Genomic DNA, 16,006 nt, shown 5'->3' with positions numbered 1-16,006 from the left:
CCAGATGGCTCAAACTGTTATAACAGAAGAGATAAAAAGCGAACTAGAACAGTTTTTAAAAGAGAATCAATCTGCTGAGCTAGTTACTACATATCTCTTTTACGTAGAAAAAAAATTTAACCTACGCCCTGTCCTATTTCCAAAAGACAAAATAATCTACCAAAGTGCAGAGGATGCCGTCAAGTATGTTGAACAACAACATCAATTGTGGCACGAAACTGAAATCAAAATAGGTTTTAGTAATTTGAGTGTAAATGAGCAAACTAAAAAGATTTACATCTGTCCTTTTACGGGAAAAGTATTTGGAGATAATACTCATCCTAATCCACAAGATGCTATTTATGATTGGGTCTCTAAATGTCCAGAAAATACAGAAAGAGTTAACGGCTTGCGGGTAAAACGTTTCTTTATTTCCGATGATCCTGAAGTAATTAAAAGCTATGCTGCTAAATTTAAGCCTAAAGAACCCATTACCAAAGTAGTTTATTCATCAGTCTTAAGTGGTAAATTGTTTAATACAAAAGAAGCTGTGATCAAAGATTTTAAACAAAATTATCTCAAACGTTTATCTTTGATGGAAGTGCAAAATCAAAATCGCTTTCAATTAGAAGAGCATTTTCTAGAATTTATTCAGAGTCAGCTTGTTGAAGATAAAATTGCAAGTTTTGTTGAAGCCTTGGCTGAATTTGAAGAATTTTCTTCTTCTGTAGCTCAGTGGCTTGAATAGGAATGAATCTTCATACTTGTCATACCGTAGAACAAACGATGAATCAAGGGTATGACTTAGGTAGCCAGCTGCCTAATGGCAGTATTGTTTGTTTATTTGGAGAATTAGGAGCTGGCAAAACCACTTTTGTCAAAGGATTGGCAGCAGGAGCCGCTGGCATAACTCCTCAGCAAGTTAATAGCCCCACGTTTGTTTATCTAAATATCTATAAAGGCCATCGAACTGTTTATCATTTCGATCTTTATCGCCTGCGCGATGCTGATGAATTTTTAAGCATGGGATTTGAGGATATGCTTTTTGCGGGGGGAATATGCTGTATTGAGTGGTCAGAGAAAATAGCCCCTTTGTTACCTCCTTCCTGTCTCAAAATTACATTATTGCATGAGAGCGAAAGCACGCGTATCATAAGGATAGATTCATGAATGCTTATGCATTTGCTAAGGCACGTTTTATAAAAACAGCTATGGGATCTAAAGATTATCCCATCCTTAAAGATGATGGAGGAAATTTACTTCCTGAAGTAGCGGTGGCTGGGCGCTCTAACGTAGGTAAATCTAGCTTGCTTAACCATTTATTTGGTAGCAAGGGTTTAGTAAAAACTTCCTCTGTACCGGGTAAAACTCAAGCGCTAAATTTCTTTGTAATTGATGAAAAATTGGTATTTGTAGATTTGCCCGGCTATGGATATGCTCAAGTTCCTCTTTCTACAAGGAAATTATGGGGGCCGATGGTAGAGCGTTATCTTAAGGAAAGAGAATCACTTAAATTAATTCTTTTTCTTTTTGATATTCGTCGCATGCCTAATGAGGATGATCGGCGCTTTTTGGAATGGGTAATTCATTATCAAAAAGCTATGATCCTTGTTTTTACTAAAGTAGATAAAATTTCAACCAATGAAAAAAAAGCTAATGCTGATAAAATTTTAAAAGCTTTTGGCGTTGATAATATCCATCATCTTTTTTATTCAGCAACTAAAAATGTGGGCCGCAAAGAATTAAAAAAAATGCTGACAGAAGCAATAGAGGATGAACTAGCATGAAGCCATTACATACGCAAACGTTTGTTTGCTTAGACTGTGAAACTACTGGATTAGATCCTCAAAGAGATCGTATTATTGAAGTAGCGGCTGTACGATTTACGGTAGAGCAAGTCTTAGCGCAGTGTGAATCTTTAATTGACCCTGAATGTGAAATTCCTGAAACCTCTATTGCTATTCATCATATTGTACCGCAGATGGTACAAGGAAAGCCTAAAATTGATGAGTACCTGCCGGAATTCCTCAGATTTGTTAGCAATGATATTCTAGTAGGGCATGGAGTTAAGTTTGATATGGAAGTGATTGCTGCTTCTGCAGCTCGGGCTAACATTCCTTGTCATCTTCAACACAATCGCTATATTGACACTCTGCGTTTAGCGCGTCACTATGGTGAAAGTCCCATTAACTCTCTTGAACAGCTGCGTAAACATTTTAATATTCAAGAAGAAGGGGCCCATCGTGCCATGAACGATGTGATTGTAAATATGGATGTATTTAAATATTTGGTAAAACCCTATAAAACGGTTGAGCAGGTTTTCGACCTTCTCTCTCGTCCTGTTGCAATGAAGATTATGCCCTTAGGTAAACATAAAGGAAGGCCTATTACCGAAGTGCCACTTCAATTTCTTTTGTGGGCAGCTAATAAAGATTTTGATCAAGATTTGCTGTTTTCTATCCGCTCTGAAATTAAACGCCGTAAGAAAGGAAATACTTTTGGTCAGGCCGCCAATCCTTTTAGCGAACTATAAAATTAAAAGGATGAAGAAAGGGTGGGCATTTAAATTTTACCAGCTTTAAGGGTTCTTTTTTCTGAAAAACACTAAAGATTTGTTGAAAAGTCTATTTCCTTATTTGCTTAAATGCAGGCAAACAGATAAAATTTGGCTTAAAGCTTCTCAAAAGTCACTCGAAATTTTACTATGGAGTTCACTTGTATGTTGAAAAATGGCAATGCTCATCCAGAAACTGGTTCTTTTGCAGTCAAGGTAGGGCTGGCAGAGATGTTAAAAGGGGGCGTTATTATGGACGTTACCACGCCAGAGCAAGCAAAAATTGCAGAGGATGCTGGGGCAGTTGCTGTGATGGCCTTAGAGCGTATCCCAGCAGATATCCGGGCGCAAGGCGGTGTAGCTAGAATGTCAGGACCTGAGCTTATCCATAAAATTCAAGAAGCGGTTTCTATTCCCGTCATGGCTAAGTGCCGTATTGGGCATTTTGTAGAAGCTCAAATTCTTGAAGCTCTATTTGTGGATTTCATCGATGAGAGTGAGGTATTAACGCCTGCTGATGAAGAAAATCATATTGATAAACATGCGTTTCGGATTCCTTTTGTCTGCGGTTGCCGTCATTTAGGAGAAGCTCTCCGCCGCATAGGAGAAGGCGCTGCTATGATACGTACTAAAGGTGAAGCCGGCACAGGAAATATTGTGGAGGCTGTCCGACATTTGCGCACCCTTAACCGGGAGATGCGCGTGTTGACCACCATGGATAATAGCGAGCTGATGGCTGAAGCTAAACGCTTGGGAGCTCCTTACCATCTCGTTAAACAAGTGGCTGAAAAAGGTAAACTGCCAGTCCCTAATTTTGCTGCCGGTGGGATAGCTAATCCAGCTGATGCGGCTCTAATGATGCAGCTGGGGGCTGAGAGCGTATTCGTAGGTTCGGGTATTTTTAAATCAGAAGATCCTTCCCAAAGAGCAAAAGCAATTGTAGGCGCAGCTACTTTCTACAATGACCCCGAGATGCTAGCAAAAATTTCTATGGGTCTGCTAAGTGCTATGAAAGGACTTGATATTCAACAGATAAGAAAAGAAGATTTGCTGGCACAAAGAGGATGGTAAATGACCACTATTGGTGTTTTGGCGCTACAAGGCGCTTTTTCTAAGCATATAGAGATGGTGCATTCTTTAAATGTGAAAGCTATCGCAGTGCGCAAGCCTGAAGATTTGGGTAGATGCCATGGATTGATCATTCCAGGAGGAGAATCCACCACTATAAAACGTCAAATGGATTTCATTCAAATGTCTTATCCTTTAAAGCAGTTTGCCCAGCTAAGGCCTCTTTTTGGTACATGCGCAGGGCTTATCTTGATGTCCCAAGAAATAATTGCCGACCCTATGCAACCCTTAGGTATTGTAAATGTTTCTGTAGAGCGTAATGCCTTTGGCCGTCAGTATGAGTCCTTCATTGCTAATCTAAAAGCTAACTTGAGTTCTTCTCAAGCTGAGGATGTGGCTGCAGCCTTTATTAGAGCCCCACGCATTCATCGGTATGGTAAGGAGGTAGAGGTTTTATCGACTTATCAAGGAGAAGCTGTGCTGGTAAAGCAAGGAATGCATCTGGGAGCGACTTTTCATCCTGAACTGACCCAGAGTACGGCTATTCATAAATATTTTATCTCTCTGATAAAAAGTCATTAGCTATGAAATTACCCGATAAATTTAACCTCTAGTGGCCTTTTATTCTCCTGTATAACCACATACGCCTGCCCGTGGGGAATTAACCAGAGGCATAAGCATGTAAGTATCTTTTTCATCGATAGCACAGGGGTGGCTTGTACTGCATTTGGAACACACCTTTGAACCGCATAAAGAGCAAATAATATCAGCCGCTTGATTACATGCTTCGCATAGAAAAGCAGGGGGATCATTTCGCATAAGAATTGAAATTCCTTTTTGAGGGCAGGCGGCAAGTTTTTCCGTGACTTGTATATCGAGTTCAGTAGAAGATCCCATATCATAAATGTATGTAAACTCTAAGCCTGGAGATAGAATTTTGCTGACTGGATGATTCATAGAGGGGCTAAGTCTGCCAGATTCAGTATGAGACATGTAATGTCGTCTGCCAATAGTAAACTGGCTGAGGTGTCCACAGCATTCTAACCATGTAGTCCTTAAAAACGCATCTAGAGATCCTAAGGAAGTGCTTTGAGGAATAGCGACAAACATCCAATAAAGACCGGGCTCTTCCGCCCATGAGATGCGAAGTAAATATCCCTCTGGGTTCGATTGAGAAGGCTGCAAAGATTTTAAAGTGCAACCAAGTAAATGAGCACCTCCCTTGCTGGGACTATAGGTTTTGCCGCAGGTAGTGCATGTGCCTTTAGTTTTCATTCTTTCCTCCTTTCTTCAATAATTTTAAAGAGTTATCTTTTTTAATGAACTTGATAAAAAAGAGTTTTTTCCAGCATCACCAGAAGAATGCCAGGACTCAAAAGTGGTTAAAATACATGTAACTCTTTTCTATTATTTTTAAAATTATCAAAGAGAATTTATTTATTTCAATCATTCTTCATTGTTTGAAAAAAAATTAAAGATTTCCTAAGGTTGAAGTGAAGGGGTAATGAAACCTTTCCATCCACCAAGTACTTATCTTATTTCCCACATTCCGCAGGTTAATTTCCATTGGCCTATAATTTCTGAATGAGGGTTGAGTTAAAACATAAAATCCTACTCATCAAATAGTTAATTAATCCTCCTGTAGTCATAATAGCTTGGGGATTATGATGGATTAATTAATTTATCATATTCCCTTATCTCAATTTTCTTGCATAGTGTAGAAACAATCCTAAGGGATTAAAGTCCTTGCTACAATACTTTTTCATCTTTCATGTTTTCGCTTTCTTTGCTTATAGAGGAACATGAATAGTTTTTTCTAAAAAAAGCTGGAGGCCGACGTTCCTCTCTTTGAATTTAATCCCTTGATTGCTAAGTCGTTAAAAAAATTAATTCTTTAATTTAAATTCTATTCATATTACTAAAAAAAAATAATATCTTGAAATCGTTATAACCTGCGGAATGTGGGTTATTTTGTCAAAAATCAAAAGTATTTACCTCTTCATTCGTTTGCTTAAAAATAATAATTTAAAGCCCACATTCCTCACCTGAAATTTAAGTTGCTGATTGCTAAATGCTTATAAAATTTAACTCTTAAATTTAAGTTTTATAATTTCTTCATACTTAGGTCGTTATAAAGAATAGTGAGGAAGGTGGATTAAAGATAAAAAATGTTTGTGAGTTAAGTTTTTTTACGTGGTAAGGCTTTTCTTCTAGGAAATGGCTGGCTATAAACCATTTTCTAGAACAAAAGTGCAAAAAATAAGAGATAGAATTTTTAAAAGATTACTTAAATAAGGTAAGTTATCGGCTAAGAACACCCTCTAGGGCTGCTTCAATTATACCCAAACTGTAAGCCAACTCATTAACTTTTGTTTTTGCGTGCGAGTAAATTGCATGAAGGCTTACAGAGCTCGTAAGCATAGGCCACTATTCCGCTGATTAGATTGGCAAAAAAATTTCAAGCGCTGCGATGTTGAGGATATTCGATTTGATAAGAGTTTTTCAATTTATTGTTAACACTTTCAATCCTCTCACTTTCTTAATAAAATCTTACCTACCTGGGATATTAGCTTGTTTTTCATATTCTTTCTAACCCTAGTAATAATTTCTAAGCCCTTGCCGTAAAGCTTGATAAACATTTGATGAGAGATATATCCTTCATCGGCAAACATTTTGCCAAAAATCCTTTTAGACAGATCAGAGATAGGGACTTGGGTCATCCACATTTCCTGACGTTAACATATAAGCAAAAATTTATCCTTTATCATTAATAATTAAATGTAGCTTGAATCTATAAAGGTAACCGGTAGAGGTTTTTCCTCTTTTATTTCCTTATCGGATAATTCGCGTTAAATACTTTAATCTTCAATGTGGAAAGGATTTTTTATGCAGATGCCTTTTTATCTATCTAGATAGATTCAAGGATATGCTTTAAAAACTAAGCCTGCATACACAATCCTCTAAAGGCTGCTTATCTAATTAACGAGAGGGGTTTCATACGACATGGGATTGCCTAAGGATAGTTTAAAAGCGTATAATATGGATTTGAGCAGCTCTTTAGGGGGATTACATACTTAATAAAAATCTGTCTTTAAGGAGAGAGAACCAGCTTTTATAAATTTAATTTAATTTTAAAATATACAGCTATAGTTTCTTTAACCGGTATAAATTAAAACTTATAGCCGAATCCTGCGCCTACTTTTAGCCCTCCTACATTGCGATATTTTTTAAAATGTACCGGTTGGTAGAGATAGTCAATAAATACATCCATAAACAGGCGTTCGCTCATTGAATAATAAATACCTGATTTCAAGATGCCTCCCACGGCAAATTTTGAAACCTTCTCATGTAGGCAACAGGATTTATTAGTCACATTAATCCTTGAAAAACTAGGCCCTATTCCAACATATCCGTCGAGAAACTCCCCAAACGGATAGATATATTTTATTCCAAAGCTAACCTGCGGGATTTCTACTTTACTTTTTCCACAACATCTATCTCTGTGGGTTCTACTATGCTTAGAGAAATAGTCAAAATTGCTCCAGCCCCTTAGATATTTAAAAGGAGGGAGAGAAAGAGAAGCTTCTATTTGATAGCTTGTGCCTATTTTCCCATAAAGTTTTTTAAAGCGTTTATTAGCATGAATAAACGCGCCTGAGCGCATTTCTAAAGTCATTGGCTGCTCTTCTATCCAGGCATGTAGCTCTCCTATGCTGATAAGAAAAAGGCATACGATTCCTATATAAATTTTATTCATGAGTGATCCTTATTTTGGTTGGAATGCTTTCTTTATTGCCTTCATATACTGCAACAAGGGTATAGCCTTCAGCCGATTTTTTAGATTTGCAACATTTTTTATACACTAAAGGAGCGTTAGCTGGAATTTGGGCAATAAGAGCTCCCTTTTGATAAACACGATATAAAACTACATAGGGCGAAGGCGACATCCATCTTATCTCTAGCGGATATTCAGTTCGATTTAAGTATTTACACTTGCTTAAGGAGGCGGTAGCAGCAGGCACCGGGGGTTCTGGTAGATAGATAGAGACTTCATTCGATTGAGCAGACAGGCCAAAATTATTACCCGCACAGGTTGCAAATTGATAATCAACTAAAGATTTATTGTAATAGGTATTGCCGTTAGAAGGATAGCTAGCAATGTGGGCTTCAAATTCGATCGTGTTTAATTGGCCGACAAGCATATCTCCAATAAAAAATCCTTGAGTAAGGTCAGGATCAGGACTAATGGGTATGCTATTCAATTTTAAACTACCCGCAACATAGTTAAGGCCGGCGGGCAACGCATCCTTAAAATTTACAGACAAGGCATCACTTGTTCCTGTATTTTCAAGTCGGATAGAAAAAGTGACTTTCTCGCCAAGAGAAGAAGTTATGGACTGCACGGCGTTAACAGTCTTTTTCGAGTTTATAATGGGTGCTCCTACTTGAATCTGTAAGCCCAGGGCGTTGACTGTATAATCATCCGATGTAGTCGTACCTAAAGCATAGGCCTTTGTTTGATTATAGGTAATAGCATGAGAAACATCTATGCTTGTTATATCATATCCCTGTCTACCACCCGATTTATTAAGGTTATTAAAGGGATCAGCGTTCAAGTTTCCATAGCTACCTCTTTCATCCAATTGAGAAGAGCCTACGGCTACATATTTATTATGAATAGGATCTAGCTCCAGAGGAAGTAGAGTGTTGATTTGAGAGGCGAAAAAATTGTTGATGGGGTTATTAACACCTGAAAGAGAATTGGCTGCGATGGTAAGTGGTAAACTTTTACCAAAGAGCAGGCAATCACCTGTTTTATTAGCCTCCCCTTCAATTGCGCTAATAAAAAGCCTTCCAGAGAGTACCCCGGAAGGTGGAGCACAAAACCCCGACACCTCTACAGGATTAATGGTTCTCGAGGCTTGCTCACAGCCTACAAAAAGGGTCATGTTATGGGTCAGCATTAAAGGATTGGCATAGACGACAGCCAACGTCCACCCTGCACTATTATGAGTGTCATCTGTAGCAACTATGGTTCCATATATTCCACCTGCTATATATGTGCCTGGGCCTGCATCTTGAACAATGGAGGTTACATCGGCACTTCTTACATAATTTCCTGATTGCGTGTAACCAGGTGTGATAGCTTCTTGGCTAGTGGCTGGATCGGCTGTAATCGTGTAACTGATTTGTTGGGGAGTAGTTAGGGTGATAGCCACATTAGGTGATGGAGGTAAAGGAGGGGCCCCAGAGGAAGGAAAACCATAACTTCCTCCCCAGACCAATTCTGCATAGAGAACAGTACTACCTGGAAGTAGATCCAGGACCGCTGAAGAGCTGTTTTCAAGATAATTCAAAGTTGTGCCGGCGGGTGGATTAATTCCTAGGGGATAAGGACCATGAGGGGGGGTTCCTACTTGCTTGGTAGGATCTGTAGTGATAAAGGCGCCAATAGAATCATCTATGCCAGGATTGTTTTCTTGTGGATACTTAGAAAGACCCAATGTATTTCCTGTGAAAGTGATTCCCCCATTATCGGTTGTAGTATAACGCAGAATATAGGTAGCTTCAAGAGGAAAGCCTAAAGAAAACCCTAATAAAATACAGAAAAACGTCAGTAACTTTTTCTGAGCGTAGGTAAAGAAGAGCGATAAAAAAGAAGGAGCATTTATCATCAGCAAGATCCTCAGTATAAATTTTTGTTTTTCTTTGATAGAATTTTTTAAATTTTGCTAGAGGCTAGCAAGAAAATAGGTCTATATCTTAATTTTTGAATTTTTGTTAATATAAATCTTTACTTTTTCAAAAAATTTTAATTTCATAGAGAGGATAATTAAAAATTTAAGCTACATCAGCTTTTTTAAATGCATGGATATTAGCCTATGCCCATTTTTTTCGGCTTTATTCATGACTAGCGTTAAGCCATATAGCTTTTGTGCTTTCTTCTAAAAGAGCTATCCCCAGGCATTAAAAAAGCAAACGTAGTAGCTAAAGAATTTTTGAGTATCCAAGCAGATGAAAAACCAGGCTTACAAGAAAATCGCCGTAAATTCTAGCTTACAAATTTCCGCTTATTTTGATTTTAAGTAGGGCGGAGGATTTGCGGATGTGGTAGGGGAGGCAAAAAAGGAAATTATTAATTACAAAATATTTTAAGGGGATAAACGTTGAATATGCCATATTTGTTCTGCAAGGTGATAGCTAAAACGATCATGCAATCGATTAGTTCTACCTTGCCAAAACTCATAGTAATAAGGCTTGATAATAAAACCGCCCCATTTTTCAGGACAGGGTATTTTAAGGCCTTCATATATTACGCTTAAACGTTCATATTCTTCTTCCAAAATCTTACGAGACGAAAGAATTCTTCCTTGATGGGAGGCTACAGCGCCTAATTGGCTTTGACGCGGACGTTTATCGAAATAACTTGTCGAGACTTCTCGCGAAGTTTTTTCTGCTAATCCTTGAATAACTACTTGCCTTTCCAATTCTTTCCACAAAAAGATAACGGATACTTGGGGATTTGCATTGATTTCTTGAGCTTTACGACTTTCATAGTTAGTGAAGAAAGTTAAACCTCTTTCATCCAAATTTTTAAGTAAGACTGTACGTATAGAAGGAAGACCAGCTTTTGAGCAGGTAGCAAGGGCCATGGCATTAGGTTCTAAAATTTGTAAAGCATAAGCTTCCTCCAGCCAAGCTTGAAATTGTTTTACAGGATCAGCCTGCAGATCCTCGCGTTTTAAAACCTTTTTTGCGTACTCTGCTCCTAACTTTTCCAAATCCATTAAATTTTCCTTTTAAGCTTTAAATATTGACACTTTTTTCCTTAATTGTATTATGAGCATCCTGTTAAATTCTTTAGAAAAATTTAACGCGATGGCATTTATATTAGGAAAATTGCATGTTAACAAAGCTTTCTCTTAGAAATCTTCACGTGGCTGGCAAGAAGATTTTAATGCGAGTGGATTTTAATGTTCCTCTAGACCCCTTAGGCCAGATTAAGGATGATACACGCATCCAAGCTTCTTTGCCATCGATTGAATATATTCTTAAGCAAGGCGGCACTATTATCTTAATGAGTCATCTAGGACGGCCCAAGGGCCAAAAAATTCCTAATTTCTCTTTATTGCCGTGTGCTAAACATTTGTCTATGCTAATCGAGCGCCCGGTACATATGGCCCTTGACTGTGTAGGTAAAAACGTTGAAGAGCAAGTACAAAGATTGGGGGCTTGCCAGATAATGCTCCTAGAAAATCTTCGCTTTCATCAGGCCGAAGAAGATCCTGAGCATAATTTTTCTTTTGCCCAGCAGCTGTCAAAGTTAGGGGATGCCTACGTAGATGATGCTTTTGGCACAGCTCATCGTAAGCATACTTCTACTTATTACCTTCCTAAGCTTTTTCCGCAAGAAGCAGCTATGGGCTTTCTTATGGAAAAAGAAATTCTATTTTTAGAAAAATTTATAAGGAATTCTAAAAAACCTTTTTGTGCAATTATAGGCGGAGCCAAAATATCTACCAAAATAGGGCTTTTAAAAACGCTGTTAAAGAAAGTAGATGTTCTTTTAATTGGAGGAGCGATGGCTTTCACTTTTATGAAAGCCCAAGGGTATGCTATCGGAGATTCTTTATATGAGCCAGAATTTCTGTCTATGGCAAAAGATATCTTAAATGAAAGCCAGATAAAGGGAGTGCAAGTAGTTTTACCAGTCGATCATATTGTTGCTCAGCGATTGGAAAGTCCAGCTAATGTGTCAATCATCTTGAGCGAAACAGGAATTCCTGAAGGTTATCAAGGATTTGATATTGGCCCCCGAACCATTCAACAATTTTCTGAATTTATTCAAAAAGCCGCTACTATTTTCTGGAATGGCCCTTTAGGTATCATTGAAGCTATTGAGTTTGCCAATGGTACGCTAGCTATAGCAGAAAAGGTGGCTCATTCAGCGGCAACTACTGTAGTAGGAGGAGGAGACTCTATTACAGCTCTTCAAAAGGCCGGGTTGATGGAAAAAATCACTTATATCTCTACAGGAGGAGGAGCCTCTTTAAAATTCCTTGAATCAGGTACCCTGCCCGGCATAGAAGCCCTCTCTAATGCATACAGGCTTGCAAAAAAGCTATCTTGATTTTAGTTACTAATTATTAAAGCCTTACGTTTTTGCTTTCCATGGCTAGAGGGAAAATCCTCTTGAATAATAAAAAAGAATAGCCTATGCTATGTATATAAAATTTACTTTTGTAAGCTTTATATAATAATCCCTAAAACAGGGAAAGCCATTAGATAATATAACTTGAGGAATATGATAAGTATTCTCCCTCCGATCTTTGCTCTCCCGATCCTCGAAAATCCTTTTTTGAGTCACATTTTTCTTTTAGCATCCCCTCCGCTCGTAAAAATTAGCTATATCTTCAATATAATAAAGGTTTTGCATGTCAGGGTCCAAGGCGGTAGATGAACCAGAGTTTAGTAGATGGCGGAGCTATTTATGGCCCGTTCATAATTACGAGCTAAGAAAGCTCGTTCCGATGTTGTTAATTTTCTTTTTAATTACTTTTGACTATAATATTTTAAGAACCTTAAAAGATACTGTTGTTGTAACCGCTAAGTCTTCAGGGGCAGAAGTGATCCCCTTTATTAAAGTGTGGGTCATGTTTCCTAGTGCTGTATTGATGACTATCCTATTTACCCGTCTTTCTAGTTGTTTCTCTCGCGAAAATGTGTTTTATATAATGATTGGTGGCTTTTTAAGCTACTTTGTTATATTTATTCTTATCCTTCATCCCGCTCGTGACTCTTTGCATCCTCATGCTTTAGCTGATAGAATGCAACAAATTCTTCCTTTGGGTTGTAAAGGATTGATTGCTATGTTTCGTAATTGGACTTTCACAATCTTTTATGTAATGTCTGAACTTTGGAGTAGTGCCATTTTATCCGTGCTTTTTTGGGGGTTTGCTAACCAAGTGACACGTGTGAGTGAAGCCAAAAGGTTCTATGGCCTCTTTGGCATTGGAGCTAATTTTTCAGGGGTGGTGGCAGGACAAGTGTCTGTCTTTATCAGCCGTCATACTTATAATCCTAATATTCCTTATGGGAAAGATGCATGGGATCAATCGTTGTTGATGTTAGTCTCTCTTGTCCTTTTAGCAGGATTGGGAGCTATCTTTTTATTTCGATGGCTAAATAGCTGTATACTGAGTGATCCTCTCTACTATGATGCTGCTGCGGCTACAGAAGATAAAAACCTTAAGGATAAAAAGCTATCATTAAGGCAGACTTTTGCCTATCTTTCCAAATCAAAATATCTTACCTGCATTGCTATCATTGTTCTTTCTTATAATTTAGTAATTAATCTTACCGAAGTTATTTGGAAACACGAAGTTCGAGAGTTATATCCTAACCCGAGTGACTACAGCCTTTATACCAATCAAATCTCTACGATTATTGGAGTCATTGCTACTTTTTGTGCCCTGTTCGTTTCAGGTAATAGCATGCGTGTATTGGGATGGACCTTTACAGCTATGCTTACTCCCATGATCCTCTTCTTTACAAGCTTAGGGTTTTTCCTTTTCTTCTTTATGAAAGGACATTTGGCAGAGGTTGTCATGGCGCTAACTGGAATGACTCCTCTTATGCTAGTAGTCTTTGCTGGTTCTGTACAAAATATTCTTAGCCGTGCTGCTAAATATTCTGTATATGATGCTACCAAAGAAATGGCTTTTATTCCTCTATCAGCCGAGTGGAAATTAAAAGGAAAGGCAGCTATCGATGGAGTCTGCTCCAGGCTTGGGAAGTCGAGTGGTTCTGTTGTACATCAAACCTTGCTTTTGCTTTTCTCTACTTTCACTGCAAGTGCGCCTTATGTTGCTCTTGTTCTGTTTGCGGTTATAGCTGTATGGATGGGGGCCACCCGTATCCTAGGAGGAGCATTTAATGAAATGACTTTAAAAAAGCCGGAAAGAAAAGAGACTTTATCGGAAGCCCTATCCTTGGCAAATAGGGGAAAGTTGCAGGAACAGAAAGCCGGCTAGAATGTAGCTGCTAAAAAAATAGACGATATGCTATTTTGTTGTTCTCTAAATTCAGATAGCGACTTGATTGATGATGTTAAGTTGCTATCTTTTTCTTTTTTTAAGAAAGAAATGAATTTTTAACGTTTTTCTAATTTTAATTTTACTTATTGAAAGGTATATCATCAGTTTGCTAAAATTTTTTATTTACAAAAGGTTGTAATGACTCAATTAGTTAACCCCGAGTTTGGCGCCCTTCGTTCTTTGGTTTGGCCTATTCACCGGCATGAGCTTAAAAAGATGCTGCCGATGCTTCTCATGCTGTTCTTAATATGTTTTAATTATACAATCTTGCGTAACATGAAAGATGCGGTGGTGATTACTGCCGCTGGGGCAGAGATCCTGCCATTTATTAAGGTATGGGCTCTTTTACCCATGGCAGTGGTGGTTACTCTTGTTTTTACTAAAATCTCCAACATTTTCAGTCAAGAACGTGTATTTTATATCATGATCTCGGCTTTCTTAATCTTTTATGCACTATTTGCTTTTCTTCTTTATCCTTTGCGAGAAGTTATAGAATTTAAACACAGCGCAGATTATCTTCAAAGCGTTCTTCCTACGGGTTTTAAAGGAATGATAGCAATGTATCGGCATTGGCTTTTAACTACCTTTTATGTGGGAGCAGAACTTTGGAGCACTGCTATAATGAGTGTATTATTTTGGGGATTTGCCAACGAGGTGACGCGTATTCATGAAGCCCGGCGCTTTTATGGAACATTTGGTATAGCTTCTAATTTCGCTGCAATAGCTGCTGGTCAGTTAGGCATCTATTGTTCTCAGCATATGGAATTTATAGGTAATGCTTGGGAAAAGTCAGTCATGATGCTAACCACCATAGTGATCATTTCAGGCATTATTACCATGTGCACTTTTAGGTGGATAAACCGTTATGTGCTGGTAGATCCTAGCTTCGATGATTTTCATATGAATAAACGTGAAATTAAGAAAAAAGGACGCTTAACCCTTCGCGAAAGCTTTTCTTATTTATCTAATTCCAAATATCTGATTTGCATTGCTATTCTAGTCGTCTCTTATAACCTAGTGATCAACCTCGTTGAGGTAGTATGGAAAGACCAGCTTAGGTATCTTTATTCCAGCCCAAAAGATTACAATACTTATATAAATAATTTAACTTCTATTCAGGGCGTAGTCTCAACCTTTGCCGCGTTATTTATGGCTAAGTTTATCAGCCGTTTTGGATGGACCTGTACAGCTTTAGTGACGCCGTTAACTATGTTAGTGACTTCAGCTGGCTTTTTCTGTTTTATGTTTTTTCAAAATCATCTTTCCGATACGGTAATCATGTTAACAGGGACTACTCCTTTAGCTATTGCTGTATTTTTTGGATCGGCCCAAAATTGTCTAAGTAAAGCTGCTAAATACTCTTTTTTTGACACGACAAAAGAAATGGCTTTTATTCCACTTAGCCATGAATGTAAGTTGAAAGGAAAAGCAGCTATTGACGGGGTGGGCTCTCGCCTTGGAAAATCAGGAGGATCCTTAATTCATCAGGGCCTTTTAATGTTTTTTGGAAATTTAGTCATGAGTGCTCCCTATGTAGCTTCTATTTTATTGGTAGTGATTATCTTTTGGTTTGTAGCTTGTCGCTCATTAGGTCGCCAGTTCAATGATCTAGTAAGATCTCAAGAAACACAGCAGGCAGATCAAGCACTTTCTGAACATGTACAAGCGCAGCCTACAGCCCCTAAAGCTATTGTAGTCTCAGGCTAATTCTCATAAGGGATCGCTAAGGTAGAAGACCCTCTCCTTAAATCTTTTTTAAGCTTTCTTGCTTTCAGAGCATCCAGCTGGAGTAAAATTTTTTCTAAATTTTTACCTTTAGCTTTAAAATTACGTTAAAGAGACTAAGTTTATCTATCCAGCCCTTGGAAAGATGTCTCTTTACTCAAGAAGATGTATTTATAGAGCAAGCGATTGCATGAGGAGTTGACCAAAAGCATGGGAGAGGAGACCTTAACAAATTTTCTTTTGCCTTATTAATTGGCTTAACAGTAGCTTAATCATTAATAAATAATAGGCTTTCAAACTACTTCTTATGTGGCCCTATACTTTGTAAAATTGCTCCCCTTAAATAGTCCAACCTGATTTACCCTAAAAAACTCCATCATTGCATCAATTTTAAAAAGAAAAAATGTAAATTTCCTTTTAATGGTAAGCTAAAAAAGTAGAAATCCAAAAATTTTTGTTAGTGAGAATGAAAATAGGCTAAAATTTAAGAGTTTTAGAGCAGGAGGTAGCCTTCAAGATAGGATTATAAAGCAATTTAAAGAAGAAATTAAGCTTTTTTAGCCTGAATAAAGATGTTTGGGAG

Annotated in this window: 14 protein-coding genes and 1 pseudogene; 9 read left to right on the top strand and 6 right to left on the bottom strand. The window is 37.9% G+C overall.

Annotation, left to right across the window (positions count from 1 at the left end; genetic code table 11):
* Positions 1-4: 4 nt before the first annotated feature.
* The 6 genes from NEOC65_RS09070 to pdxT all read left to right on the top strand — a co-directional run bounded on the left by NEOC65_RS09070 (position 5) and on the right by pdxT (position 4,183).
* Positions 5-727, top strand: a complete 723-nt coding sequence (locus NEOC65_RS09070; protein WP_166156075.1) for a DUF2709 domain-containing protein — start codon at positions 5-7, stop codon at positions 725-727.
* A gap of 2 nt (positions 728-729) precedes the next feature.
* Positions 730-1,149, top strand: coding sequence for a tRNA (adenosine(37)-N6)-threonylcarbamoyltransferase complex ATPase subunit type 1 TsaE (gene tsaE, locus NEOC65_RS09065; protein ID WP_166156078.1), 420 nt, complete (start codon positions 730-732; stop codon positions 1,147-1,149).
* A complete protein-coding gene (yihA, locus tag NEOC65_RS09060; protein ID WP_166156081.1) occupies positions 1,146-1,766 on the top strand; it encodes a ribosome biogenesis GTP-binding protein YihA/YsxC in 621 nt (206 codons plus the stop codon). Before tsaE ends, yihA begins: the two co-directional genes overlap by 4 nt.
* Positions 1,763-2,512, top strand: coding sequence for a putative quorum-sensing-regulated virulence factor (locus NEOC65_RS09055; protein WP_213156312.1), 750 nt, complete (start codon positions 1,763-1,765; stop codon positions 2,510-2,512). Before yihA ends, NEOC65_RS09055 begins: the two co-directional genes overlap by 4 nt.
* A 186-nt stretch (positions 2,513-2,698) precedes the next feature.
* A complete protein-coding gene (pdxS, locus tag NEOC65_RS09050; RefSeq protein WP_166156087.1) occupies positions 2,699-3,604 on the top strand; it encodes a pyridoxal 5'-phosphate synthase lyase subunit PdxS in 906 nt (301 codons plus the stop codon).
* Entirely contained in the window at positions 3,605-4,183 is a 579-nt protein-coding gene (gene pdxT, locus NEOC65_RS09045) for a pyridoxal 5'-phosphate synthase glutaminase subunit PdxT (RefSeq protein ID WP_166156090.1), read from the top strand.
* A gap of 39 nt (positions 4,184-4,222) precedes the next feature.
* Here pdxT and NEOC65_RS09040 read toward each other — a convergent pair whose 3' ends face one another.
* From NEOC65_RS09040 to pdxH, 6 genes and pseudogenes are all read right to left on the bottom strand, one after another.
* Entirely contained in the window at positions 4,223-4,876 is a 654-nt protein-coding gene (locus NEOC65_RS09040; protein ID WP_166156093.1) for an IS1096 element passenger TnpR family protein, read from the bottom strand.
* A gap of 1,256 nt (positions 4,877-6,132) precedes the next feature.
* Positions 6,133-6,321: a transposase gene (locus tag NEOC65_RS09035; RefSeq protein WP_166156096.1), complete on the bottom strand. Its 189-nt coding sequence runs from the start codon at positions 6,319-6,321 to the stop codon at positions 6,133-6,135.
* Between the two features lie 34 nt (positions 6,322-6,355).
* A pseudogene (locus NEOC65_RS10105) lies at positions 6,356-6,421 on the bottom strand (transposase); the annotation flags it as partial.
* 349 nt (positions 6,422-6,770) lie between these two features.
* Positions 6,771-7,358 carry a porin family protein gene (locus NEOC65_RS10100; protein WP_166156099.1) on the bottom strand — a complete coding sequence of 196 codons (588 nt, stop codon included), beginning with the start codon at positions 7,356-7,358 and terminating at the stop codon, positions 6,771-6,773.
* Positions 7,351-9,276: a DUF11 domain-containing protein gene (locus NEOC65_RS10095; protein WP_213156311.1), complete on the bottom strand. Its 1,926-nt coding sequence runs from the start codon at positions 9,274-9,276 to the stop codon at positions 7,351-7,353. The genes NEOC65_RS10100 and NEOC65_RS10095 overlap by 8 nt, the downstream gene beginning before the upstream one ends.
* A gap of 477 nt (positions 9,277-9,753) precedes the next feature.
* Entirely contained in the window at positions 9,754-10,389 is a 636-nt protein-coding gene (gene pdxH, locus NEOC65_RS10090) for a pyridoxamine 5'-phosphate oxidase (RefSeq protein ID WP_213156310.1), read from the bottom strand.
* 116 nt (positions 10,390-10,505) lie between these two features.
* Here pdxH and NEOC65_RS10085 point away from each other — a divergent pair, with 116 nt between their 5' ends.
* From NEOC65_RS10085 to NEOC65_RS10075, 3 genes are all read left to right on the top strand, one after another.
* The gene (locus NEOC65_RS10085) at positions 10,506-11,732 is read left to right on the top strand and encodes a phosphoglycerate kinase (RefSeq protein ID WP_166156108.1); all 1,227 of its coding nucleotides are present in this window, start codon (positions 10,506-10,508) and stop codon (positions 11,730-11,732) included.
* Positions 11,733-12,036: 304 nt separating this feature from the next.
* On the top strand, positions 12,037-13,635 hold the full coding sequence (locus NEOC65_RS10080; RefSeq protein ID WP_166156111.1) for an Npt1/Npt2 family nucleotide transporter: 1,599 nt from the start codon (positions 12,037-12,039) through the stop codon (positions 13,633-13,635).
* A 201-nt stretch (positions 13,636-13,836) separates the two neighbouring features.
* Positions 13,837-15,405: an Npt1/Npt2 family nucleotide transporter gene (locus tag NEOC65_RS10075; RefSeq protein ID WP_166156114.1), complete on the top strand. Its 1,569-nt coding sequence runs from the start codon at positions 13,837-13,839 to the stop codon at positions 15,403-15,405.
* Positions 15,406-16,006 lie beyond the last annotated feature (601 nt).

Origin of the sequence: Neochlamydia sp. AcF65 (assembly GCF_018342435.1) — a bacterium.
Lineage (GTDB): Bacteria > Chlamydiota > Chlamydiia > Chlamydiales > Parachlamydiaceae > Neochlamydia.
Note: the sequence above shows the minus strand (reverse complement) of the source record. Positions and strands in the feature narration are given on the sequence as shown.